Origin of the sequence: Agrobacterium sp. ICMP 6402 (assembly GCF_009498615.1) — a bacterium.
Taxonomy (GTDB): domain Bacteria; phylum Pseudomonadota; class Alphaproteobacteria; order Rhizobiales; family Rhizobiaceae; genus Agrobacterium; species Agrobacterium burrii.
Map to the genome: position 1 here is coordinate 811 of NZ_QSNV01000018.1, position 21,578 is coordinate 22,388.

Genomic DNA, 21,578 nt, shown 5'->3' on the forward strand with positions numbered 1-21,578 from the left:
AGATGATGTCATTCGCATCGAGGATGACTATAAGCGGCAATAGATGTTGTGCGCTAAAGCCATATTCCAATAGCGAAAAACGGCAGTCGCGCAGACTGCCGTTTCCCGTTCAGGATGCCAGCGCATTCACGCAATGGGCAAACGTATGGGAAAACATTGCTGCCTCCAGTCCCCGACGCCAGAACAGCCACCCGAACAACAGGCCGGGGATAAAATTGGCGAGCAGGATTGTAATGATCAGCGATGGTTGCGGCTGAGCGGCGATCGTGAACAGAAGCGGCAGATGACCAGCGGCGAAGAGGGCGGCGGCCAGCACTATGGTGGCCCACAAAATGGCTGGGCGGACTCCACCTTTGCCGCCCAGGCGCCAGAGTGCCCATGCGAAAAATGACATCAGGCCCCATCGGGTCAGCAACTCTTCCGTGATGCCGCCGTAAAGAATTCGGGTTGTCAGCGGAACGGGAAAAGCGGTCATCTTTGCCATGGTTGCTGCATCCGTGACCGATGGCAGGATTGCCCGCGCATAGGCAATCATCAGCAGGCCGACGGCGAGACCCACCAGTAGTGCGGGCGGCACCTGCCTTCGTAGTATTGCGCTGAGATTGCCTCCCTGCAGCCAGGCATCGACCAGCGGCGCGCCAAGCCCGACTTTTACGGCCAGAGCCTGGCCGACCGCGACTGCCGCAACGGTCAGAATTGCTGGCTGGATCAGCATCAACAGGCGCATCGCGAGTGAAAATTGCATTCCCGGCGCAAGCTGCTCGAACCCCGCCAGTAAAAGCGATGCGACACCGGCCAAGCCGATGATCAAAAGAATATGCCAACGTTTCATAGTCGTGTTGCCCGTTTTACCCTGTTGCTCATCCGGTCTGGTGCCGATGCAGTTGTCCGTCCCGATACAGTAGAAGATCGGCATTGCCGGTAAGTTACGCGGCTCGACCCTGCGTTTCGTCCGGTCATTCCGCTTTTTCGGCTGTTCGAAACAACTCACGAGAAGGATGGCTAGATTCGTATCTATGGCGGTTGCCTAATCAAAAATCTTCGCATACGTTCCTACTGCAACGTTTCAGTGAGGGAGGAGACTCATGCGAATGCGTGTTATTTCTGCGGCCTTTTTGGCCAGTGTTATTATACCGGCGGGTATGGCCGGGGCTACCGATTTGGAAGTTACCCATTGGTGGACATCGGGCGGCGAAGCCGCAGCGGTCGCCGAGCTTGCCAAGGCTTTCGATGCGACCGGCAATAAATGGGTGGATGGCGCGATTGCCGGTTCAGGCGGCACTGCCCGTCCGATCATGATCAGCCGCATCACCGGCGGCGACCCGATGGGGGCCACCCAGTTCAACCATGGCCGACAGGCGGAAGAGCTGGTGCAGGCCGGCCTGATGCGTGACCTTTCAGACGTTGCCGCAAAGGGCAATTGGAAAGACGTCATCAAACCGGCAAGCCTGCTCGACAGCTGCACGATCGACGGCAAGATCTATTGTGCGCCGGTCAACATCCATTCCTGGCAATGGCTGTGGCTTTCCAACGCAGCCTTCAAGAAGGCGGGCGTCGAGGTTCCGAAGAACTGGACCGAATTCGTCGCCGCAGCACCGGCGCTGAAAAAAGCCGGTATCCAGCCGCTCGCACTTGGCGGGCAGGCGTGGCAGGCCAACGGCCTGTTTGACACGCTGACGCTTTCGATCGGTGGCAAGGACCTCTATCAGAAAGTCTATGGCGACAAGGATGCCGAGGCGGCAGCTGGCCCTGATATGGCGAAGATTTTCGCAGCAGCCGTCGATGCCCGCGATATGGCCAAGGGCACTAATGTTCAGGACTGGAACCAGGCAACCAACATGGTCATAACCGGCAAGGCCGGCGGCCAGATCATGGGTGACTGGGCGCAGGGTGAATTCCAGCTGGCCAATCAGAAGGCCGGTACGGATTATTCCTGCCTGCCGGGCCTCGGCCTTAATGACTATATCACCACCGGCGGCGACGCTTTTTATTTCCCGGTCCTTAAAGACGAGGCGAAAACCAAGGCGCAGGACGTGCTGGCGGCAACCATCGTCGATCCGAAAACGCAGGTCGCCTTCAACCTGAAGAAGGGTTCCTTGCCGATCCGTGGCGACGTCGATCTCAATGCCGCCAATGACTGCATGAAGAAGGGTCTGGCAATTCTGGCCAAGGGCAATGCGCTGACCAGCACCGACCAGCTGATTTCTGCCGATACGCAGAAACAGAAGGAAGACCTGATGGCGGAATTCTTCGCCGGCTCGATGTCGGCGGCAGATGGCCAGAAGCGCTTCGCGGACCTCATCGGTGCGGCTGACTGATTGTGAACTCTCCGGGTTGGGGAGCGGTTCGCCGCTCCCCCTCTCCAACCTCAGGTCTGTGGAATAAGTATCAGCACGGGCAGGGGTTTGATGCGGCAAGGCTTTTGCCTGACCGCTAACTGTAACGTTACAGGAGGAGGTAACATGGCAAGTCAAACGCGCTCGAGGCGTCCCAATCAGCTTTTTCGCAATCTCAATTCCAAGATTGCCTCCATTCCCATGATCTTGACCGCCATGGTGATCTTCCTCGGCGGCACGGTCTGGACGGTGATTTATTCCTTCACCAATTCCAAGCTTCTGCCGCGGGCGAGCTTCATCGGTTTTGACCAGTATGAGCGGCTATGGGCCGCGCCACGCTGGATCATTTCCATCCAGAATCTGGCGATTTATGGCATTCTGTCGCTGATCTTCAGCCTCGTCATCGGCTTTGTGCTGGCGGCGCTGATGGACCAGAAAATTCGGTTCGAGAATACCTTCCGCACCATTTTCCTCTATCCCTTTGCATTGTCCTTCATTGTTACCGGGCTTGTCTGGCAATGGCTGTTGAACCCGGAATTCGGTATCCAGTCCGTGGTCCGCTCGATGGGCTGGGAAAGCTTCACCTTCGATCCGCTCTATAATTCGCAGATCGTGATCTACGGCATTCTGATTGCCGCGCTCTGGCAGGGCACCGGGCTCGTCATGTGCCTGATGCTGGCGGGTCTGCGCGGCATAGACGAGGATATCTGGAAGGCGACGCGTGTTGACGGCATTCCGATGTGGAAGACCTATATCCTCATCATCATTCCCATGATGCGACCTGTCTTCATCACCACCCTCGTCATCATCGCCAGCGGCATCGTCAAGGTCTACGATCTGGTTGTGGCGCAGACCAGCGGCGGGCCGGGTATCGCTTCTGAGGTGCCGGCGAAATATGTCTATGACTATATGTTTCAGGCGCAGAACCTGGGGCAGGGCTTTGCCGCCTCGACCATGATGCTTCTGACTGTCGCCATCATTGTCATTCCATGGGCCTACCTCGAATTTGGAGGCAAGAAGCGTGGCTAATATCAGCACATTAAACACGGTCGTCGTCGCCACCGATGCGGTTTCCAAGGAGCTTTCCGGCCCGCGCGGCAGGAAGCCGAGGAAAACCTTTTCCCGCCGCAACATCATTCTTTACGGTACGCTGTTTGTGGCCGCCGCCTATTACCTTTTGCCGCTTTACGTAATGGTCGTCACCTCGCTGAAGGGCATGCCGGAAATCCGTCTCGGCAACATCTTCGCGCCGCCGGTGGAAATCACCTTCGAGCCATGGGTCAAAGCTTGGGCGAATGCCTGCACGGGTCTGAACTGCGACGGGCTTTCGCGCGGCTTCTGGAACTCGGTGCGCATTCTCGTTCCTTCCGTCGTCATCTCTATCATCGTTGCGTCCGTCAGCGGCTACGCCATGGCCAACTGGAAGTTTAAGGGGTCGGAGCTGTTCTTCTCGATCCTCATCATCGGCGCTTTCATCCCCTATCAGGTGATGATCTATCCGATCGTCATCGTGCTGCGCGAAATGGGCGTTTATGGCACGCTGACCGGCCTCGTGATCGTGCACACCATCTTCGGCATGCCGATCCTGACGCTGCTGTTCCGCAATTATTTCGCCTCGCTGCCGGAGGAACTGTTCAAGGCGGCCCGCATCGACGGCGCCAATTTCTGGCAAATCTATTTCCGCATCATGCTGCCCATGTCGCTGCCGATCTTCGTTGTCGCGATGATCCTGCAGGTGACCGGCATCTGGAACGACTTCCTGTTCGGCGTGGTGTTCACGCGACCGGAATATTACCCGATGACGGTGCAGCTCAATAACATCGTCAACTCCGTGCAGGGCGTGAAGGAATATAACGTCAACATGGCCGCAACCCTTCTGACGGGTGCCGTGCCGCTGATCGTCTATTTCGTCTCCGGCAGGCTTTTCGTCCGCGGCATTGCCGCAGGCGCAGTAAAAGGTTGAGCTATATGAACAAAAGCGTTTCCATCCGCGATCTTTCCCTGTCCTTCGGTGCCGTTACCGTGCTGAAAGACCTCAATCTCGATATTTACGACGGCGAATTCCTCGTGCTGCTCGGCTCTTCCGGCTGCGGCAAGTCGACCCTTCTCAATTGCATCGCCGGGCTTCTGGAGCCGACTGACGGGCAGATCTTCATCAAGGATCGTAACGTCACCTGGGAAGAACCCAAGGATCGTGGCATCGGCATGGTGTTCCAGTCCTATGCACTTTATCCGCAGATGACGGTGGAGAAGAATCTCTCCTTCGGCCTTCAGGTCGCGAAGGTGCCGAAAGAGGAAATCGACCGGCGCGTCAAACGGGCCGCCGGCATATTGCAGATCGAGCCGCTGCTGAAGCGCAAGCCCGCCGAACTTTCCGGCGGCCAACGTCAGCGCGTGGCGATCGGCCGGGCGCTGGTGCGCGATGTTGACGTGTTCCTGTTCGACGAACCGCTCTCCAACCTCGACGCCAAGCTGCGCTCGGAACTACGCGTCGAGATCAAGCGCCTGCACCAGGCGCTGAAGAACACCATGATTTATGTGACGCATGATCAGATCGAGGCGCTGACGCTGGCGGATCGCATCGCCATCATGAAAAGCGGCGTCATCCAGCAGCTGGCCGATCCTGTCACGATCTACAACAAACCGAGGAACCTCTTCGTCGCCGGCTTCATCGGTTCGCCGTCGATGAATTTTCTGCGCGGCGAGCTGATCGAAAAGGACGGCAAGGTGGTGTTCACCACCAATGGCGTCACCTTCTCGCTGGATGGTTATCAGCCGGAAACGCCGCTCACCGCCGGCCGCGCCGTGGTTCTCGGCGTTCGCCCCGAACATGTGCGTGTCGATGCCGATATCGTCGGCGGTGAAGTGCATGAGGCGGTGGTCGATATCGAGGAGCCGATGGGCGCCGACAATCTTATCTGGCTGAAACATGCCGGTCACACCATGTCGGTGCGCGTCGGCGGCCACCGGCGGTTTTCGCCCGGCACCAAGGTTCGCCTCGGCCTCGACCTGACAATGGCCTCGTTGTTCGACGCCGAGAGCGAGGATCGGCTTTAGAGGCTCGGTAATTCCCCCCCCACACACAATCCCAAGACGCAAAATCTCTATGGAGGAGACAATGACAGAACTCGGTTTTCAGCTTTACAGCGCCCGTAATTTCCAGCCTTTTTCCGATATTTTGAAGAAGCTTTCGGCGGCGGGTTACAAACAGGTCGAAGGTTACGGCGCCATGTATGCGTCGCTGGATGAGGCCGGTTTGAAGGCTCTGCGCGCCGAACTCGACGCCAACGGTCTTTCCATGCCAACCGGCCATTTCGGCCTCGACCTTCTGGAAGGCGATCCGAAAAAGGCGTTGAATATCGCCAAGGTGCTGGGCGTAGAGGCGATCTATTGCCCCTATCTCATACCCGACCAGCGCCCCGCGGATGCGGCCGGCTGGTTCGCCTTCGGCAAACGGCTGCAGGAAGCCGGCAAGCCCTTCGTGGATGCCGGGCTGACCTTCGGCTGGCACAACCACGATTTCGAATTCAAGGCGCTCGAGGATGGCTCCACCCCGCAGGAGCAGATTTTTGCTGGCGGGCCGGACCTGAAATGGGAAGCGGATATCGCCTGGATTATTCGGGGCAATGCCGATCCGCTCGCCTGGATCGAAAGTTACGGCAAGCGCATCACCGCCGTGCACGTGAAGGACATCGCGCCCGCAGGCGAAAACGCGGATGAAGATGGCTGGGCCGATGTCGGTCACGGCACCGTGGACTGGAAGGGTCTCATTGCCGCGCTGAAGGCGAAATCCGCCACGAAACATTTCGTGGTCGAGCACGACAATCCGAAAGATATCGACCGGCTGATCACCCGCTCGATCGCCTCGTTCAAAACCTATTAAGTCTCAATCCGGAGTTTTCATCATGCAAAGGGATCTTGGCGTCGGCATCATCGGATGCGGCAACATCTCGTCTGCTTATTTCTCGCTGGCGCCGCTCTTCAAGGGCATCAAGGTGCTGGCCTGCGCCGACCTTAACCGCAATGCCGCCGAACTGCGAGCGGAAGAATTTGGCGTTGTCGCGCAGTCCATTGAGGAACTGCTCGCCAACCCTGACATCGATGTGGTGGTGAACCTCACCATTCCCGCCGCGCATTTTCCGGTGTCGAAAGCAGCACTCGAGGCGGGCAAACACGTCTATTCGGAAAAACCGCTTGTGCTTTCGCTGGAGGAGGGAGAGGAGTTGCGGCGTATCGCCCGCGAAAAGAAGCTTTCCGTTGGCTGCGCGCCGGATACCTTCCTTGGCGGTGCGCACCAGCTTGCCCGGCAATATATCGATGACGGCAAGGTTGGCCGCATCACCTCAGGCACATGCCACGTCATGAGCCCCGGCATGGAGATGTGGCACCCCAATCCCGGCTTCTTCTTCCTGAAGGGCGGCGGGCCGATCCTCGATCTCGGTCCTTATTATGTCGCCAACCTCATCAACCTTATCGGCCCGGTCAAGCGCGTCGGTGCTTTGACCTCCATGGCCAACCCCACCCGCACCGTCACCAGCCAGCCGCTGAACGGCGAGATCATTCCGGTGGAAACGCCGACCAATATCCATGCTCTCCTGGAATTCGTGAACGGCGCGACGATCACGCTTTCGGCCAGCTGGGATGTGTGGTCGCATCGCCACGCCAATATGGAGCTTTACGGTACGGAAGGCTCGATCTACGTGCCGGACCCGAACTTTTTTGGCGGCATAGTCGAGGCGAGCGGGCGCGACAAGGATATCCAGCCGCTGGAAGACTGGGCGCATCCCTTCGGCGTTTCCAATCAGGAAAGCCCGAACGGCCCGCGCGCCAATTATCGCACGGCCGGCCTTGCCGATATGGCGATTGCCATTTTGGAAGGCCGCGATGCCCGCTGCTCGCTGGAACGTTCCCTGCATGGCATCGATGTGATGACCTCGATCCTGAAGTCAGGCGAAGAAGGTCGTTTCATCGAGATGACGACGACCTGCACACAACCGGCAGCACTTGGCATCGAAGAGGCGCAGGCGCTGCTGCGTTAAGCCATAAAGCGATTGGAAAGCGGCGAAGGTGACTTCGCCGCTTTTGTGTTTTTGGCAAAGCCCTTCACAAATCCAGCACTTTGCTTTAAAGCCGCCCCCTGTAATCCGGTCGCAGCCCACCCGGTCAAAACAAGGGATCCCAACCTATGAAAACCATCGTCATCTGCTCCGGCGGATTGGACTCCGTTTCGCTTGCCCATAAAATCGCGGCGGAACACGAACTTCTCGCTCTCGTCTCCTTCGATTATGGCCAGCGCCACAGGAAGGAACTGGATTTCGCCGCCAGTTGCGCCACTCGGCTCGGCGTGCCCCATCATGTCATCGATATCAGAACCATCGGCGCGCATCTCACCGGCTCGGCGCTGACTGATGATATCGACGTGCCTGATGGCCATTATGCAGAGGAGACCATGCGCTCCACCGTGGTGCCGAACCGCAATGCCATCATGCTCACCATCGCTTTTGGCCTTGCCGCTGCACAGCAGGCGGATGCGGTGGCGATTGCCGTGCATGGCGGCGATCATTTCATCTATCCCGATTGCCGTCCGGGCTTCATCGACAGTTTCAACGCCATGCAGGCGCATGCGCTGGAAGGTTATGTCGATGTCACCCTGTTTGCGCCCTACGTCACCGTCTCGAAGGCGGCAATCGTTACCGATGCGGTGAAATACGGCACGCCCTTTGGCGAAACCTGGTCCTGTTACAAGGGCGGCCTCACCCATTGCGGCCGTTGCGGCACCTGCGTGGAGCGGCGCGAGGCCTTTCATCTGGCCGGCGTTACCGACCCGACCGATTATGAAGACCCGGATTTCTGGGTGGCGGCCACCCACGCCTTTGCGGCACAGGAGGTGCGCTGATGTTTCGCATCACCAAGGAATTTCACTTTTCCGCTTCGCACCAGCTGAAAAGCCTGCCCGCCGATCACCAGTGCAGCCGTCTGCATGGCCATAACTACATCGTCGAGGTGGAACTGAAGGGCGAAGCGCTGAACGAGCACGGTTTCGTGCGCGACTATCACGAGCTTGCGCCGCTGAAGCACTACATCGACGACCAGTTCGACCATCGCCATCTGAACGATGTTCTCGGCCATGACCGGGTGACGGCGGAATGCCTTGCGAAGCATTTCTACGACTGGTGCAAGGATCGACTGCCGGAAACCAGCGCCGTGCGGGTCAGCGAAACCGCCAAGACCTGGGCGGAATATCGGCCATGACGGCGGCTGCACAAAAGATTGCAGCGAAGGAAACCCCGATCCGCATCAGCGAAATCTTCGGCCCCACTATTCAGGGTGAGGGGCCGCTGATCGGCCTGCCAACCGTCTTCGTGCGTACCGGCGGCTGCGATTATCGCTGTTCCTGGTGCGATACGCTGCACGCCGTCGACAGCGATTACCGCGACACGTGGAAACCGACGCCGGTCGAGGCGATCTGGCAGGAGGTGCGGCGGCTTTCGGGTGGCGTGCCGCTGACGGTGTCACTGTCAGGCGGTAATCCGGCCATCCAGCCGCTCGGGCCGTTGATCGCCAAGGGGCAGGGCGAGGGTTATCGTTTCGCGCTGGAAACGCAGGGCAGCGTCGCGAAAGACTGGTTTGCCGATCTCGACCATCTGGTGCTGAGCCCTAAACCGCCATCGAGCGGCATGGAAACGGACTGGCACGCCTTCGAGGACTGTCTTGCCGCCGCCGGCGACGGTCCGCAGGTGGCGCTGAAGATCGTGGTTTTTGACGACGTGGATTACGCCTATGCGAAGGCAGCATCCGCGCGCTTCCCGCATCTGGCCGTCTATCTCCAGCCCGGCAACCATACCCCGCCGCCGCCCGATGATGACGATGCGCGCGTGGATATCGACGGGGTGATGGACCGGATGTTGTGGCTGGTGGACAAGGTCAGCGAAGACCGCTGGTTTTCGGTGCGGGTGCTGCCGCAGCTGCATGTGCTGTTGTGGGGGAACAAGCGCGGGGTTTGAAGCTGCGTGGGAGTGAAATTTCACGCTGTAGCTTGCATCCTCAAGAAGCGCACAATGTATTGAGCGAGTGGAAGCCGCTTATTTCTTCTCCCCGAGGGGGAGAAGGTCGCGGCAGCGGGATGAGGGGGCTTGCTCGCCGAAATCCGAGGACGTTGCCCCCTCATCCGACCCTTCGGGCCACCTTCTCCCCCTCGGGGAGAAGAAACATGCGGCAACGTTTTGCCGCATGTTGTTCTTTCATATCAAGCCGAAACGGCAACCTCGCGTCGTTCCCGATCCGCGATGATCGATAGATCGAGCACCTTCTGCAGATTGGCCGCGTGGCGGAAATCTGGGTCGGCCGGGCCGCCTTCCATGACCGCCTTGGCGAATTTTTCGTAATTCGTCGATACGGGGTCGACATCGATCGTCTTCCAGATCGCCTTTTCCACATCCTCGCCAATGCAGGCACGCAGGCTGGAATAGTCAGGCGTGTGGATGACTTCCAGCGCGCCCTTGTCGCCATGGATGCGCAGGCGAAGTTCATTAAGGTGACCCGTCGCCCAGCGGCTGGCGTGGATGACGCCCATGGCGCCGTTTTCCATTTCGGCGGTCATGGTGAAGCTGTCATTGGCGTCGAGGTCGTAGACGCCGATTTTGTTGCCCTCATATTTGTCGAAGGTCTTCAGCCGCGTGAAGATGCGTTCCACATCGCTGCCCGCGCCATAAGAGGCGAAGTCGAGAATGTGGATGCCGACATCACCAAGCACGCCGTTCGAGCCATGCTTGGTGGAAAGCCGCCACAGCCACTTGCTCTCCGTCATCCAGTCACCCCAGGCCTTGGAGACGAGCCAGCTCTGGAGATAGGAGGCCTCGAGATGGCGGACCTTGCCGATCTTGCCTGATAGCACCATCTCGCGCGCCGCCTGCAAGGGGGCAACGTTGCGATAGGTGAGGTTGACCATGGCGACGAGGCCGGCCTTTTCGGCGGCGTCGGCCATTTCGGCGGCCTTGGCGTAGTTTTCCGCCAGCGGCTTTTCGCAGAAGACATGCTTGCCGGCTGCCAGCAGCTTCAGGCTGGTGGGGTGGTGGATGGCATCAGGCGTGACGTTTGCCGCCGCATCGAATTCGCCCCACGCAATCGCGTCATCCAGCGAGGTGAAGGAGAGCGGGATGTTGTGGCGGAGCGCAAAGCCGCGCACCACCACATCGTCCACATCCACCGCCGCGACGAGTTCGACGCCGGGGATTTGCGAGAAATATGTGGCATGGTTGTTGGCCATGCCGCCGGTTCCGAGAATGAGAAGTCTCATGGCTGTTTACCTGTAACCTGCTTCGCCTGCCTGATGCAGCTTGGGGCCGCGTTCCTCGATAGGCTCCAGCGCCTTGTCGACGGGAACATTGGGGGCGTCGTGGATGCTTTTCAGTGCGCCGACCGGATTATAGGCCCATTTTACCGAGTTGCTGATGACCTTCTGGACATTGGCGTCGTGATAGGTGGGATAGGTTTCGTGGCCGGGGCGGAAATAGAAGATATTGCCGGCGCCACGACGCCAGGTGAGACCGGAACGGAAGACCTCGCCGCCCTGGAACCAGGAGATGAACACGGTTTCCAGCGGCTCCGGCACGGAGAACTGCTCGCCATACATTTCCTCGTTTTCCAGCTCGAAATGTTCCGGCAGGCCGGCGGCAATTGGGTGACGTGGATTGATCGTCCACAGGCGTTCACGCTCGCCCGCCTCACGCCATTTCAGCGCGCAGGGCGTACCCATCAGCCGCTTGAACGGCTTGGAGAAGTGGCCGGAATGCAGGACGATGAGGCCCATGCCTTCCCAGACGCGCTTGGCGACGCGCTCGACGATCTCGTCCTGCACCGCGCCATGGTCCTTGTGGCCCCACCAGACCAGAACGTCGGTCTTGTCGAGGCGCTCCTGCGACAGGCCGTGTTCCGGCTCCTGCAGGGTGGCGGTGGTGGCGTTGATCTCGGGGTTCTGGTTCAACGCATCGGCAATCGTGTTGTGCATGCCGTTTGGATAGATCGAACGCACCGTCTCATTGATGTGTTCGTGGATATTTTCGCCCCATACAACGGTGTTGATGGTCATTGTCATGCTCCTCGGTAAAAGCCGGGACCTTGGGTGATCCCGGCGGAAGTTGAAATCTCAGGCAGCGCCGCGCACGGGATTGCGGGCCAGCGCCTGGCCTTGCGTGTCGAAACGATGGATCTGCGCCGCATCGGCCACGAGCGTGATGCGCTCGCCAGCCTTGCGGTCGGTTACGCCTTCTTCGCGCACGACGATGGGTTCGCCAGCGCCGATCTCGACATAGATGAAGCTGTCCGATCCCAGCATTTCCGAATGCACGATCTCGCCGCTCCAGCCGTTCTCGCCGGTGGTGACGGTGATGTGCTCGGGGCGGATGCCGATGGTCGCCGCGCCTTCCGCCTCGGCATATTTGCCTGTGAGGAAGTTCATCTTCGGCGAGCCGATGAAGCCGGCGACGAAGGTGTTGACAGGGCTTTCGTAAAGCTCCAGCGGCGTGCCGATCTGCTCGACGCGGCCATCACGCAACACGCAGATGCGGTCAGCGAGCGTCATCGCCTCCACCTGATCGTGGGTAACGTAGATCATCGTCGTATCATGCATTTCACGATGCAGCTTGGCGATTTCCAGACGGGTGGCGACGCGCAGCGCCGCATCGAGGTTGGAGAGCGGTTCGTCGAACAGGAACACCTTCGGGTCGCGCACGATGGCGCGGCCGATGGCGACGCGCTGACGCTGGCCGCCGGAAAGCTGTTTCGGCAGGCGCTCCAGATAGGGCGTGAGTTGCAGCATTTCGGCTGCCGCTTCGACGCGCTTTTTGCGCTGTTCTTTGTCCGCGCCCGACAGTTTCATGCCGAAGGCCATGTTCTCGAACACGGTCATGTGCGGATAAAGCGCGTAGGACTGGAAGACCATGGCGACGCCGCGTTTGGCGGGCGGCAGGCGGTTGACCGGCTGGCTATCGAAGGACAGCGTACCGCCCGAAATTTCCTCCAGCCCGCAGATGAGACGCAGCAATGTGGACTTGCCGCAACCGGAAGGGCCGACGAAAACCATGAACTCGCCGGAGCGGATATCCATGTCGATGCCCTTGATGACATCGAAGGCGCCGAAGGATTTGCGAAGATCGCGCAGTTGAATGGTGGTCATTTGTTTTCTCCTAGCCTTTGACGCCGCCGGCGGTGAGGCCGGAGATGATGCGTCGCTGGAAGATCAGAACGAGGACGACGAGCGGGGCGGTGACGATGACGGAGGCCGCCATGATCGTTCCCCAGGGGATTTCGAACTGCGAGCCGCCCGACAGAAGGGCGATGGCGACCGGCACCGTGCGCTGCTCGTTCGATGAGGTGAAGGTGAGCGCAAAGAGGAACTCGTTCCACGCGGCGATGAAGGCGAGAAGCCCTGTCGTGACGAGTGCCGGCCACATTAGCGGCATGAACACCTGCGTGATGATGACCCATGGCGTGGCACCATCGACGATCGCCGCTTCCTCGATCTCGATCGGCAGGTCGCGCATGAAGGTTGTCAGCACCCACACCGTGAATGGCAGGGTGAAGATCATGTAGGAAAAGATCAGCGCGAGCGGTGTGTTGAAGATTCCCGCCCAGCGGATCAGTTCGAACAGGCCGGCAAGAACGGCGATCTGCGGGAACATCGATACAGAGAGGATGGTGAGCAGAAGAAGCGCGCGGCCACGGAAGCGAACCCGTGCCAGGGCATAGGAGGCCGTGACTGCAAGGAACAGCGACAGCACGACGACTGAAGAAGCAACGAACAGCGAGTTGCCGAGATTGCGCAGGAAAGTGCCGTTGCCGATGACGAAGCTGTAATTGGTCAGCGAGAATTCACGCGGCCAATAATTGACCTGGAACAGCGCCGAGCCGGATTTCAGGCTGGTCAGGATCGCATAATAAAACGGGAAGACCGAGATCAACATGATGATGGCGACCAAGGCGTAAAAGGCTGTAGTCTTGACGATATCGGTGACGGTCATCGCGCGGCTCCATCGGTGTTGACGCGCCCGAGCCACATATAAATGACCGTGATCGAGGCGATGATGAGGAACAGCATGGTGGAGGCCGCAGCGCCGTAAGCGAACTTGTCGAAATCAAACAGGTTCTCGCGCGCCAGCACGGACATGGTGCGGGTCTGGGCGTTGTTGGGCGTCAGGATATAGATGAGGTCGAAAACGCGCATCGCATCCAGCATGCGGAAGATGACGGCGACCATCAGGGCCGGGCGGATCATCGGCAGGGTGACGCGGAAGAACACCTTGACCGGATGAATGCCGTCCACCTTGGCCGCCTCATACATATCCTTCGGCACCATTTGCAGGCCGGCGAGGATGAGCAGCGCCATGAAGGGCGTGGTCTTCCAGATATCGACGATCAGCACGGCGACCATCGCGGTATCCGGATTGGCCGTCCAGGCGATCTTTTGCGAGATCAGCCCGAGATTGAGGAACAGGTCGTTCAAGATGCCGAACTGGTCATTCAGCATCCACGCCCACATCTGCGCCGAAACAATGGTGGGAATGGCCCATGGGACCAAGATGGCGGCGCGCACGAAGCCGCGCCCCTTGAATTCGGCGTTCAGCACCAGCGCGACGATGAGGCCGAGCACGGTTTCGAAGCTGACGGAAAGAATGGTGAATTTCAGCGTATTGAGAACCGCGCCCCACCAGGCGGGATCGGCCAGCAGGCCGCGATAGATGGTGCGGCCGCTGCTGAGCGTGATCCAGGTGAGGTAATTCTTGAGGCCGACGAATTGCGCACCCTCGAGATTGGTAAGCGACGCATCGGTGAAGCTGAACCAGACGGTGCGCACCAGCGGCCAGCCGGCCACCAGTCCAAGCACCAGAAATGTGGGGGCAAGAAACAGCCAAGCGGATTTCAGGCGTTCCGATTGCAGGTCGGAGCCGGTGCCGGATGCCGCGACCGGTCGTTGAAGGGCGGTATCATTCATGGATATATCTCGCGGTTGAGGCGCGGGAAACGATCAGAGACCGCTTCCCGCGCGGGCCGGATTACCAGCCGTTGCCTTTGAGATCGGTCAGTTCAACCTCGAGCAACTCGAGATTTTCGGCTGCCGTGCCGTTGCCGGAGAGCGTGTTGTGAACCGCGCCCCAGAACTTGGCTGAAACCTCGTTATATTTCACCTTGGCCGAGGCGGAGGGACGGGGAACGGCGGTCTCGAAGATCGGCTTCCATGTCGGCATGAACGGCTGCGCGGCCGCGACATCCGTGTCGTCGTAGAGAGAAGCGATAGTCGGCATGTTGGAAAGCTGGACGGCACGCATCTTCTGGGTTTCCTTGGATGCGATGAACTTCACGAGCTGGATGGCCGCGTCCTGATTGGCGGAATATTTCGATACGGCAAGGTTCCAGCCGCCCAGTGTCGAGGCTGGGGCTTCGCCTTCAGTACCGGCCGGAAGCGGGGTGACGCCGAACTTATCCTTGATGGCGCTATCGGCGCCATTTCCAAGCGCGTAGGCATAGGGCCAGTTGCGCATGAAGACGGAATTGCCGGTCTGCCACACGCCGCGCGCTTCCTCTTCCTTATAGGCGAGCACGCCCTGCGGCGCGATGGTGCCGACCCAGCCCTTGGCCGCTTCGATGGCGGCTGCGGCTTTCTCGTTGTTGATGGAGATATCGCCATTGCTTTCGACGATATGGCCGCCGCCGGCCGACGCGATCCATTCCAGCGCGTTGCAGGTCAGGCCCTCATAGGCGCTCCCCTGGAAAACGAAGCCCCACAGGTCCTTCTGGCCAGCTGCGCGTTCCTTGTCTTGAACTTCCCTGGCGGTCTCGCTCAGTTCCTTCCAGGTTTTCGGCGGCTGCTTGCCGTATTTTTCCAGAAGGTCCTTGCGGTAGAACAGCGCCGGCGCGTCGGTGAACATCGGCATGGCGACGAGCTTGCCGTCCACGGTCTGCGACGCAACGATGGAGGGGAAATGATCGCCGATGACATCCTTGGTCGCTGCGGTCAGATCCACGAATTGCTCAGCCAGCTGCGGCGCCCAGATCACGTCGGTCTGGTAAACGTCGACATCCTTGTTGCCGGCGGCAAGCCACAGCCGGTACTGGCTGAACTGTTCGCTGGATGAAGACGGCATGGTGACGAGATTGACCTTGTGGCCGGTCTCTTTTTCAAAGGCGGCGATCCGCTCTTTGAAAAATGCGACGTTCTTGCCTGTCGAATTGGCGGCGATGGAAATTTCCGCAGCCTGCACGGAAACGGCGGCAGAAAACACGCTGCCGCACAGGAACAAAGTCTTCATGGAAATATTCATTGTCAAAACTCCTCCGTTGACGCTCCCGATCATCCTCAAAATTGAAAGCGCTTTTGACTGAAAGGAAGCTCGCAAAAGCCGGGCAATCTGTCAATACTCTTTCTAATTGGGTGGATATCGGGCGATTTCTCCTGCAATTTTTAGGCGTTTGCCTTTCAAGAATGCCAACTGTAAGGTTTCAGGAGATGAAAAATTGAAATCGTTTTCAATTTTTGTCGGCTTGAAAAATCCGCAGCGGCAACGCATGCAGGGGCAAATTGGCAAAAAACATGAAGCTCAAGGAATTCGCAGAAAAGGTCGGGCTGTCGCCCACCACCGTCAGCCGGGCGCTTGGCGGCTATCCCGAGGTGCGCGAGGAAACGCGGCAGCGGGTGATGGAGGCTGCGCTGAAATACGGCTACCGGCCCAATGCCAACGCGGTCAGGCTGGCAACCGGCAGGGCCGGCGCCATCGGCGTGGTCATGGGCCGTTCAGGTGGCGGGCATTTCTTCTCGGAGTTCATGGGTGGAATGGCGACCCGGCTGGAAGGGGAAGAGACCGACATCCTCGTCAGCGTGACGGTCGACAATGATCTTGACGAGGAGCTGGCGATTTTCAGCCGGCTTGCATCGAGCGGACGGGTGGATGGCATCATCGTGCATTCGCCAAGACCGGAGGATGAGCGCATTGCGCTGCTCAACCGGCTGGGCGTACCTTTCATCGTGCATGGCCGCTCGAAGACAACCTTCGAACATGCCTGGCTCGATATCGATAATCATGACGTGACCTATCGCCCGACGATCCATTTTCTGGAGCGTGGACACAGGCGGATTGCCCTTATCAATGGTCCGGTCGGCCGTACCTTCGTGCAGGATCGAGAACAGGGTTTTCGCGATGCGCTGGCGACCCACGGCATCGCGCCGGATCCGCGTTTCATGATGAGCGAGCATTTCAGCGAAGAGGCGGCCTTCCGTTTTGCCCGTTCGCTTCTGGAGCAGACGCCGCGCCCTACAGCCTTCGTGGCGGGTGCGATGATGACGGCGCAGGGGGTCTATCGCGCTGCAACCCAGATGGGGCTGATCATCGGCAAGGACGTTTCCGTCATCGCTCATGATGACGTGTTTCCTTATCTGACACCGGAAAGCATGATGCCGCCGCTCTCCACCACCCGCTCGCCCATGCGCATGGCCGGCATGCGGGTGACGGACCTGCTGTTGCAGATCGTCGGCGGCCGACCCGTGCGCGAGGTTCAGGAATTATGGCCGGTGGAGCTGATCTTACGGGAGTCGGTCGGGCCTGCCTGAACTTGTCGGCATAGCTCACTGATTCCACTCCATTTTGTGAACGTCAGTTGATAGCGTTCGCCTTTCGTCATCTATACGGCGGCGACATCTCATGTATAATCGAAGCAGTCGTGTTCGTTATGGAACAGGACTTGGGCCGGCGCGTTGAGGGGACGTGTCGAAGGAGGACGACGGATGTTTGAATTTTTAAAACCGCAACAGCAGCCTGTGATCGATGACGTGGAAGCGACCGGCACTTACGCCGACGCGCTGCTCAATGTTCCAAGCCCGGAACTGACCCGTTCGACAGCCCGTGAGCATGGCCATGAGGCCCATTCCCGCGATTATTGCGAAAACCGCGATATTTCCCGCAGCGCGCTCGGTTTTGCCTGAGCCGTCGCAAAAAGCTTCCTAAAAAACGGAACGGACCGCCGGTCCCGGCGTTTTCCCTGTATAACCACGGGGCGGCGCAACCGGACCGAAGGGACCTGATCGGCATATGACCGATGGGCGAATTCTTATGTTGCGCCGCCTGAATGGCGACGGCGCAGGCGCGTTGTCCCGATAGATGAAGCGCAATCCGGTTTGGATCGCGCATTTATATCAGGAGGCCGCGATGTCGACCGTTCCCGTCGAACCTTATCCCGAACCGCCAATGCCGGTGCCGCCGCAGCCGGATATTCCGCCTGTGGAAGAGCCGGAACCCGACAGGCTGCCGGATGAAATTCCAACCCCCAATCCCGACGAAAACGATCAGCCGCCAAAAGTCCTCTAGACGGCTTTATTCTCGAGGTTTTCGAACTTCTTGCTGATGAAGGTCGAGCCTGCAAGCCCGAACCGCCATGGATAATCCACCGCGCGGCTGATGCCGATGCGCCTGCCGCTGGTAATGGCGGCGGCTTCCTTCGGCAACCGTAGAAGAAACGGCGGGGCATCGAGCGGCATGCCGTCCATGTCTCCGGTAATGGCCATTGCCTGACAGAGCCTGCCGGGACCTGAGCAAAGAAGTTTCGGCTTGTCGGTTCCGCGCCGCAGTTTCATCATGTCCATGCCGGTCAGAGGTTCGATGGCGCGCAGCAGCACGGCGGAGCCGGGCGCACAGACGAAATTCGCGCACCAGTGAATGCCATAGGACCGGTAGACATAAAGATGGCCGGCCGGGCCGAACATTGCCCTGTTGCGAGGCGTCTGCCCGTTGAAGGCGTGGGATGCCGGATCGTCGGGATGATAGGCTTCGGTTTCCACGATGATGCCGCCGGCATTGCCGACGCGAAATTCCGCGCCGATGAGCGCGCGGGCCACGTCCAGCGCGTCACGCTTGAAGAAACTCTCCTGCATTTCCGGGCTAAAGGCCTGATTCATCTGGAACCCCTTCCGCTCTGCCATCGTTGTGAATTCAGGTTTCAGTGTTACCGCATCGGATGGCTAAGCCGATGCTTTTCAAACCGGAGGGCATGTCATGCAACTTTCCACGACCTATGTAAAACGCAATAACGGCGTCATATCCGTCGAGTTCGTCGGCAGCGATGGCGATCAGGTTTCCGTCCGTCTCGCCGATGGGCTGGAGGGCATCGATGATGCCGAGGCCATCAAGCGCGCCAGCGCAGTGATGGTTCAGCTGACGGCTTTCGGCACCCGCCACGGCGCTGATGCGTCGTCGCAGTTTTCCGCGCTGGGAACGGCGCAGGGTGATGTTCCGCATGGTCAGGCAAGCGCCCGCACCGCGAAGGATCGCGATATTCTGGAAGAAGAATTGGACGAGGGACTGGAAGACAGCTTTCCAGCCAGCGATCCGGTTTCGGCCACCGTCACCTCGATAGCCTCCAGAAAAGGCGGGCTGTGATATTGGCTTACCGCAAAGTTGCTCTCATCACCGGCGCGGGTTCCGGCATCGGTCGCGCCGCCGCCCTCCATCTGGCCGCGGAAGGTTTTTCGGTTGGCCTGCTCGGTCGCACCGAATCCGAATTGCGGGCGGTAGCGGCTGATATAGAAGCCGCATCCGGCTCTTCGAAGGTCCTTGTCGCCGATGTTTCGGACGAAGCGGCCATGCGACATGCCGTCGCAGCGCTGGTGGAAAGCTTCGGTCGTCTGGATGTCGTGGTGGCCAATGCCGGCGTCAACGGCGTCTGGGCGCCCATCGATGAGTTGAAGCCTTCCGAGTGGGACGACACGATCCGCATCAACCTGCGCGGCACCTATCTCACCGTGCATGCCAGCGTGCCGCATCTGAAGGCGGCGGGTGGCGGCTCCATCGTTATCGTTTCGTCGATCAACGGCACCCGCACCTTCACCTCGCCTGGCGCTACCGCCTATTCCGTGACCAAGGCCGGGCAGCTTGCCATGGCCCAGCAACTGGCGCTGGAGCTTGGGCGGCACCGCATTCGCGTCAATGCCGTCTGTCCGGGCGAGATCGATACGGCGATCGATGAAAACACAGATATACGTGGACGCGAAAAGACCGAAGTGCCGGTTCGTTTTCCTGCCGGAGATATTCCGATCACGGGAGGCGTCGCAGGCACGAGCGACGATGTCGCCGCGCTGATCGGGTTCCTGGCATCCGATGCGTCGCGCCACATTACCGGCACGCCGGTCTGGATCGACGGCGGGCAGGGGCTGCTTCGATAGGCGGATCGTCCGGCGCCCCTCACGGGCTTGTGTCTCTATGATTAACGAAAGGGTAACGTCTGTTCACGAGACTTTGTCCATGTGCGAGGTTGCCGCGTTATGGCCACCTTCGCTAGTTAAGCGTCTGCCGGAAAGGCGGGCAAATCAGGCGGGTAGAACGATCCATGGACATGAAGGCATTGCTGGATTTCGCGGTTGCGGGGTTACGGCTGAAGGTGATGGCGGGGGTAAGAGTGGCTGCGGTCGTTGCGATCGGCGGCGGTCTTGCCGCGTGCACCTCCATGGGTCTTGATAGTGTCAAGAAAGACCCGCCGAAGCTGTCCTCAAAGATGATGGCGCAGATGTCCGCCAAGAGCATGCGGCCGGAAAGCCCCGTCCTCGTTCGCATTTTCAAGCAGGAAAGCGAGCTTGAGGTCTGGAAGATCGACAAGACCGGAAGTTATGCGCTGCTCAAGACCTATCCCATGTGCCGCTGGTCCGGAAAGCTCGGGCCGAAGATGAAGACCGGCGACCGGCAGGCGCCGGAAGGTTTTTATCATGTCTCGGCCGGCATGCTTAACCCGAATTCGCAATATTTCGTCTCCTTCAATCTCGGTTATCCCAACCGGCTGGAATCGGCGCTCGGTTACACCGGCGAGGCGCTGATGGTGCACGGCGCCTGTTCGTCGTCCGGCTGTTACGCCATGACCGACCAGCAGGTCGGCGAGATTTACGCCGTCGTGGCGCGCGCTCTGCAGGGCGGGCAGGATCGTTTTCAGGTGCAGGCCTATCCTTTCCGTATGAGCGCCAGAAACATGGTGGCCAATCGCGACGATCCCAACATGCCTTTCTGGAAGACACTCAAGGAAGGCTACGACTATTTCGAGGTAACGCGTCGCCAGCCCAAGGTCTCCGTCTGCGGCCGGCGCTATGTCTTCAACAGCGAATTTGCCGAAGGTGAGCCCGCCGATCCGCTGGCCGCCTGCCCGCCAGCCATCAATCAGCCGGACCCGGCTGTGGCGTCGAAACTGGCCGAGGAACAACAAAAAATTGCCGCCGCGATGAACGAGGGAACTTCCGCCCCTCTCAGCGCGTATGTAGACGGCGGCATGCATCCGAGCTTCCGTGCCATTCTGAAATCCAGCGGCGCCAAGTCCATGGCATCGCAGGTTTCCGGCACGAAGTACCCTATCAGCCGCCCCGATGCGGCGCTGGCAGACCCCTTTGCCAGTGTGAGATGACGTAAATGAGGTTTTTCAATTGAACGACACGACAACGACCCGGCGGGGTTTCCTGCTTGGAGCAGGTGGATTGGCGCTTGCCGGCCTTGCGGGCTGTAACACCACGGCGCGCGAAGCCGCACGGCCGACCGCCCCCGCCGACGACCCGATGTATGCGCTGATGTACGGCCCCAAGCCGGACGAGCAGTTTCCGCTGCCGGAAATTCCCTATAAGCGCATTCCACGCCAGTTTCTGCGGCAGATGGTGGCCAATCCGACAGGCGAGCGCCCCGGTATTATCGTCGTCGATACCGCCAACCATTTCCTCTATCTCACCTATGAGAACGGTCAGGCCATGCGTTACGGCGTCGGTCTCGGCCGCGCCGGTTTCGAATGGTCCGGCCGCGGCGTCATCCAGTACAAGCGCCAATGGCCGCGCTGGACGCCGCCTGACGAGATGGTCGCCCGACAGCCGGAACTGGAGCCGTACAGCAGCCGCAACGGCGGCATGGAGCCGGGCCTCAAGAACCCGCTCGGTGCGCGTGCGCTCTATATCTTCAAGGACGGCAAGGACACGATCTACCGTCTGCACGGTTCGCCCGAATGGTGGACCATCGGCAAGTCGGTATCATCAGGCTGCGTGCGCCTCATCAACCAGGATATCGTCGATCTCTATAACCGCGTGCCGGATGGTACGCCGATCGTTGTGACGGCGCTTGGCCCGGCGCAGCAGGGCGTGCCGATCGGTCAGGAAGGCGTGCCCGTTGCCCAATATGGCAATGGCGTGGTTGGCGACGGGTTGTCGCAGCCGGTCCAGACCTACTGATAGACAAAAATTTC

The 21,578-nt window shown here is 59.6% G+C and carries 24 protein-coding genes; 16 read left to right on the forward strand and 8 right to left on the reverse strand.

The window, feature by feature from the left end:
* Positions 1–109: 109 nt before the first annotated feature.
* Positions 110–832, reverse strand: a complete 723-nt coding sequence (locus DXT96_RS26075; RefSeq protein WP_153517130.1) for a CPBP family intramembrane glutamic endopeptidase — start codon at positions 830–832, stop codon at positions 110–112.
* A gap of 253 nt (positions 833–1,085) precedes the next feature.
* Between DXT96_RS26075 and DXT96_RS26080 the strand changes: the two genes are divergently transcribed.
* The 9 genes from DXT96_RS26080 to queE all read left to right on the forward strand — a co-directional run bounded on the left by DXT96_RS26080 (position 1,086) and on the right by queE (position 9,340).
* The gene (locus DXT96_RS26080; protein WP_153517097.1) at positions 1,086–2,318 is read left to right on the forward strand and encodes an ABC transporter substrate-binding protein; all 1,233 of its coding nucleotides are present in this window, start codon (positions 1,086–1,088) and stop codon (positions 2,316–2,318) included.
* 144 nt (positions 2,319–2,462) lie between these two features.
* Positions 2,463–3,365, forward strand: a complete 903-nt coding sequence (locus DXT96_RS26085; RefSeq protein ID WP_149899208.1) for a carbohydrate ABC transporter permease — start codon at positions 2,463–2,465, stop codon at positions 3,363–3,365.
* Positions 3,358–4,299 carry a carbohydrate ABC transporter permease gene (locus tag DXT96_RS26090; RefSeq protein WP_371419013.1) on the forward strand — a complete coding sequence of 314 codons (942 nt, stop codon included), beginning with the start codon at positions 3,358–3,360 and terminating at the stop codon, positions 4,297–4,299. Before DXT96_RS26085 ends, DXT96_RS26090 begins: the two co-directional genes overlap by 8 nt.
* 5 nt (positions 4,300–4,304) lie before the next feature.
* Positions 4,305–5,393: an ABC transporter ATP-binding protein gene (locus DXT96_RS26095; RefSeq protein ID WP_153517099.1), complete on the forward strand. Its 1,089-nt coding sequence runs from the start codon at positions 4,305–4,307 to the stop codon at positions 5,391–5,393.
* A gap of 61 nt (positions 5,394–5,454) precedes the next feature.
* Positions 5,455–6,219 (forward strand): sugar phosphate isomerase/epimerase, encoded by a 765-nt coding sequence (locus tag DXT96_RS26100; RefSeq protein ID WP_153517100.1) that lies wholly within the window; start codon positions 5,455–5,457, stop codon positions 6,217–6,219.
* A 22-nt stretch (positions 6,220–6,241) separates the two neighbouring features.
* Positions 6,242–7,375 carry a Gfo/Idh/MocA family protein gene (locus DXT96_RS26105; protein ID WP_153517101.1) on the forward strand — a complete coding sequence of 378 codons (1,134 nt, stop codon included), beginning with the start codon at positions 6,242–6,244 and terminating at the stop codon, positions 7,373–7,375.
* A 146-nt stretch (positions 7,376–7,521) separates the two neighbouring features.
* Entirely contained in the window at positions 7,522–8,232 is a 711-nt protein-coding gene (gene queC, locus DXT96_RS26110; protein WP_153517102.1) for a 7-cyano-7-deazaguanine synthase QueC, read from the forward strand.
* Positions 8,232–8,588 carry a 6-carboxytetrahydropterin synthase QueD gene (gene queD, locus DXT96_RS26115; RefSeq protein WP_153517103.1) on the forward strand — a complete coding sequence of 119 codons (357 nt, stop codon included), beginning with the start codon at positions 8,232–8,234 and terminating at the stop codon, positions 8,586–8,588. The genes queC and queD overlap by 1 nt, the downstream gene beginning before the upstream one ends.
* Positions 8,585–9,340 carry a 7-carboxy-7-deazaguanine synthase QueE gene (gene queE, locus DXT96_RS26120; RefSeq protein ID WP_153517104.1) on the forward strand — a complete coding sequence of 252 codons (756 nt, stop codon included), beginning with the start codon at positions 8,585–8,587 and terminating at the stop codon, positions 9,338–9,340. Before queD ends, queE begins: the two co-directional genes overlap by 4 nt.
* Before the next feature lie 242 nt (positions 9,341–9,582).
* Here queE and DXT96_RS26125 read toward each other — a convergent pair whose 3' ends face one another.
* The 6 genes from DXT96_RS26125 to DXT96_RS26150 form a co-directional block, all read right to left on the reverse strand.
* Positions 9,583–10,632 (reverse strand): Gfo/Idh/MocA family protein, encoded by a 1,050-nt coding sequence (locus tag DXT96_RS26125; RefSeq protein WP_153517105.1) that lies wholly within the window; start codon positions 10,630–10,632, stop codon positions 9,583–9,585.
* Between the two features lie 6 nt (positions 10,633–10,638).
* Positions 10,639–11,424, reverse strand: a complete 786-nt coding sequence (locus DXT96_RS26130) for a ThuA domain-containing protein (RefSeq protein ID WP_153517106.1) — start codon at positions 11,422–11,424, stop codon at positions 10,639–10,641.
* A 57-nt stretch (positions 11,425–11,481) separates the two neighbouring features.
* On the reverse strand, positions 11,482–12,510 hold the full coding sequence (locus DXT96_RS26135) for an ABC transporter ATP-binding protein (RefSeq protein WP_153517107.1): 1,029 nt from the start codon (positions 12,508–12,510) through the stop codon (positions 11,482–11,484).
* Between the two features lie 10 nt (positions 12,511–12,520).
* Positions 12,521–13,354 (reverse strand): carbohydrate ABC transporter permease, encoded by an 834-nt coding sequence (locus DXT96_RS26140; protein ID WP_153517108.1) that lies wholly within the window; start codon positions 13,352–13,354, stop codon positions 12,521–12,523.
* Positions 13,351–14,325 carry a carbohydrate ABC transporter permease gene (locus DXT96_RS26145; RefSeq protein WP_153517109.1) on the reverse strand — a complete coding sequence of 325 codons (975 nt, stop codon included), beginning with the start codon at positions 14,323–14,325 and terminating at the stop codon, positions 13,351–13,353. The genes DXT96_RS26140 and DXT96_RS26145 overlap by 4 nt, the downstream gene beginning before the upstream one ends.
* A gap of 61 nt (positions 14,326–14,386) precedes the next feature.
* Positions 14,387–15,652 carry an ABC transporter substrate-binding protein gene (locus DXT96_RS26150; protein ID WP_153517110.1) on the reverse strand — a complete coding sequence of 422 codons (1,266 nt, stop codon included), beginning with the start codon at positions 15,650–15,652 and terminating at the stop codon, positions 14,387–14,389.
* A gap of 269 nt (positions 15,653–15,921) precedes the next feature.
* Between DXT96_RS26150 and DXT96_RS26155 the strand changes: the two genes are divergently transcribed.
* From DXT96_RS26155 to DXT96_RS26165, 3 genes are all read left to right on the forward strand, one after another.
* Positions 15,922–16,935 carry a substrate-binding domain-containing protein gene (locus tag DXT96_RS26155; protein WP_153517111.1) on the forward strand — a complete coding sequence of 338 codons (1,014 nt, stop codon included), beginning with the start codon at positions 15,922–15,924 and terminating at the stop codon, positions 16,933–16,935.
* 174 nt (positions 16,936–17,109) lie between these two features.
* Complete coding sequence (locus tag DXT96_RS26160) at positions 17,110–17,307, forward strand: hypothetical protein (protein ID WP_035243556.1); 198 nt, start codon at positions 17,110–17,112, stop codon at positions 17,305–17,307.
* A gap of 223 nt (positions 17,308–17,530) precedes the next feature.
* Entirely contained in the window at positions 17,531–17,689 is a 159-nt protein-coding gene (locus DXT96_RS26165) for a hypothetical protein (protein ID WP_080842802.1), read from the forward strand.
* Here DXT96_RS26165 and DXT96_RS26170 read toward each other — a convergent pair.
* Positions 17,686–18,276: a DNA-3-methyladenine glycosylase gene (locus DXT96_RS26170; RefSeq protein WP_153517112.1), complete on the reverse strand. Its 591-nt coding sequence runs from the start codon at positions 18,274–18,276 to the stop codon at positions 17,686–17,688. The genes DXT96_RS26165 and DXT96_RS26170 overlap by 4 nt on opposite strands.
* Positions 18,277–18,373: 97 nt before the next feature.
* On the opposite strand from DXT96_RS26170, the gene DXT96_RS27030 reads away from it, so the two are divergent.
* The 4 genes from DXT96_RS27030 (at position 18,374) to DXT96_RS26190 (ending at position 21,564) form a co-directional block, all read left to right on the forward strand.
* Complete coding sequence (locus DXT96_RS27030; RefSeq protein ID WP_174375309.1) at positions 18,374–18,757, forward strand: hypothetical protein; 384 nt, start codon at positions 18,374–18,376, stop codon at positions 18,755–18,757.
* Positions 18,754–19,539, forward strand: a complete 786-nt coding sequence (locus DXT96_RS26180) for an SDR family NAD(P)-dependent oxidoreductase (protein ID WP_149899192.1) — start codon at positions 18,754–18,756, stop codon at positions 19,537–19,539. The genes DXT96_RS27030 and DXT96_RS26180 overlap by 4 nt, the downstream gene beginning before the upstream one ends.
* Positions 19,540–19,703: 164 nt before the next feature.
* A complete protein-coding gene (locus tag DXT96_RS26185; RefSeq protein ID WP_188356017.1) occupies positions 19,704–20,759 on the forward strand; it encodes a murein L,D-transpeptidase family protein in 1,056 nt (351 codons plus the stop codon).
* Between the two features lie 19 nt (positions 20,760–20,778).
* Positions 20,779–21,564, forward strand: coding sequence for a L,D-transpeptidase (locus tag DXT96_RS26190; RefSeq protein WP_153517114.1), 786 nt, complete (start codon positions 20,779–20,781; stop codon positions 21,562–21,564).
* Positions 21,565–21,578: the final 14 nt, after the last annotated feature.